General features: G+C 65.1%; 3 protein-coding genes. All 3 read left to right on the top strand.

Translation table 11 applies throughout. The features are described from left to right. Positions 1-588, top strand: a 588-nt coding sequence (pgsA, locus tag ACT84W_RS07180; protein ID WP_444328713.1) for a CDP-diacylglycerol--glycerol-3-phosphate 3-phosphatidyltransferase, incomplete at its 5' end; no start/stop codon positions are given. Between the two features lies 1 nt (position 589). Further along, positions 590-1,108 carry a CinA family protein gene (locus ACT84W_RS07175; RefSeq protein WP_444328712.1) on the top strand — a complete coding sequence of 173 codons (519 nt, stop codon included), beginning with the start codon at positions 590-592 and terminating at the stop codon, positions 1,106-1,108. A gap of 236 nt (positions 1,109-1,344) precedes the next feature. After that, the coding region (gene recA / locus ACT84W_RS07170; RefSeq protein WP_444328711.1) for a recombinase RecA at positions 1,345-2,430 on the top strand (1,086 nt) is incomplete at its 3' end.

The raw sequence follows: 2,430 nt of genomic DNA, 5'->3' as shown, positions 1-2,430 counted from the left end.
GGCCTTTGGACTCCGGCCAACATCGTGACCACCGTCCGCGTCGTCCTCGTGCCGCTGTGGCTCCTCGTGGCCGAGCTCCTGTGCCCGGCCGGGCTCAACGGGGCCACGATCGACGCCGGCATGCTCGCGGCGTTCGTGTTCTTTGTGATCCTCTCGCTCACGGACAAGCTCGACGGCTACCTCGCGCGCAGCAGGGGAGAAGTGACCACCTTCGGCAAGTTCCTCGACCCTATCGCAGACAAGCTCGTGGTCATCGTCGCCCTGTGCTTCCTGCTCGAGCACGGGATGTCGAGCTCGTGGGTGCTCCTGGTCATCGTCGCCCGCGAGTTCCTCGTGAGCGGCCTTCGCATGGTCATCGCCTCCAAGGGCGTCGTCGTCGCGGCAAGCAACCTCGGCAAGTGGAAGACCGCCACGACGATGGTATCGATCTCGGGGCTGCTGCTTTGCATGGCGCTGCCCGCGGGGCAGGCCCTCGACGTCCTTAACCTCATCTCGCAGGTGCTCCTGTTCGCCGCGGTCGTGCTCACCGCATGGTCCGGCGTCGATTACTTCCTCAAGGGCTGGAAATACCTCGTGGAGGCCGACTGACATGGCATGCGACCGCGCGATCCTGGAACAGGACGATGAGCTCTACGAGGCTGCGGCGAGGCTGGTCTTAAGGGCGACTGAGCTGGGGCTCACCGTCGGTACCGCGGAGTCCTGCACGGGAGGCCTTGTGAGCGGTTGCCTCACGGCGGTGCCGGGCTCCTCGGCGGTCGTGCGCGGCGGCGTCGTGAGCTACGCCATCCCCGTGAAGCACGAGGTCCTCGGGGTTACCTACGAGGGAATCCTCGGGGTGCCGCAGATCGGCGCGGTGTCCTCCGAGTGCGCCAAGGCAATGGCCGAGGGCGCACGGAGGGTGCTCAGCTGCGACGTCGCGGTCTCGACCACGGGCATCGCGGGCCCCGGCGGTGCCGAGCCCGGAAAGCCCGTCGGAACCGTGTGGATGGCCGTAGCGACGGCTGATGGCACGAAGTCGTGGCTCCACTGCTTCGAGGGCGACCGAGCCGACGTGCGGCGCCTCGCCTGCAGGGCCGCCATCGGGCATCTTCTTGAATCTCTTGTGTAAATCGGCGGGGAAGCGAAGTCTGACCTTAGCTTCCTTGAGCAGATAATCGCCCCTGCCGGCCCTGTTGGCAGGGGCGGATTCGTGCCGCGAGTCTTTTAAGGAAGGTTCCCGGCAGATACGCGGCAGTCATTGGACAGATTGCCGCAAGGCGCCTTTGGTAGATTTCCCTCATGTTCGTTGACCAAGAACGGCTGTTCGATTAGTATTGGCTTCGTCGAAACAAAGAGGGAGTTCACATGGCAAAGGCTAAGAGCGCCATCGTTAAGGAAATCAAGCCCCGGACCACCGGCGAGGAGCGCGACAAGGCGATCGCCGACACCACGGCGGAGATCATAAAGAAGTTCGGCAAGGGCTCGATCATGAAGTACGGCGACGACGGCCCGAACTACGAGGTCGAGGCCATTCCCACCGGCTCCATCGCGCTCGACAACGCCCTCGGCATCGGCGGCATTCCCCGCGGCCGCATCGTCGAGATCTACGGCCCCGAGTCCTCCGGCAAGACCACCCTCTCGCTCGAGATCCTCGCAGAGGCCCAGGCGCTCGGCGGCGTCGTCGCGTTCATCGACGCCGAACACGCCCTCGACCCCGGCTACGCCGCCCGCATCGGCGTGGACATCGACGAGGTGCTCATCTCGCAGCCCGACACCGGCGAGCAGGCGCTCGAGATCTGCGACATGCTCGTGCGCTCAGGCGCCATCGACGTCGTCGTAATTGACTCCGTCGCGGCCCTCACCCCCCGCGCCGAGATCGAGGGAGAGATCGGCGACTCCACGGTCGGCCTCCAGGCCCGCCTCATGAGCCAGGCCCTCCGCAAACTCGCGGGCTCTCTCTCCAAGTCCAACACCACCTGTATCTTCATCAACCAGCTCCGCGAGAAGATCGGCGTCATGTTCGGCAACCCCGAGACCACTCCTGGCGGCCGCGCCCTCAAGTTCTTCTCGTCCGTGCGCCTTGACATCCGCAGGATCGACACCCATAAGGACTCGCACGGCAACGCGATCGGCAACCGCGTGCGCGTCAAGGTCGTGAAGAACAAGGTGGCGCCGCCCTTCAAGCAGTGCGAGTTCGACATCATGTACGGGGAGGGCATCTCCAAGGAGGGCTCGATCCTCGACATGGGCGTCGACTACAAGATCATCGATAAATCCGGTTCCTGGTTCTCCTACGGCGACGAGCGCCTCGGCCAGGGCCGGGAGGCCGCAAAGCACTTCCTCGCCGAGAACCCCGACCTGCGCGACGAGCTCGAGCACAAGATCCGCGTCGCCTGTGGCCTTGAGCTCGGCGACGAGCGTCGTGACGGCCGTCAGCACGTCGCCTTTGGG

The organism is Paratractidigestivibacter sp., from assembly GCF_052362415.1.
Classification (GTDB): domain Bacteria; phylum Actinomycetota; class Coriobacteriia; order Coriobacteriales; family Atopobiaceae; genus Paratractidigestivibacter.
This window is presented reverse-complemented; position numbering and strand designations above follow the sequence as displayed.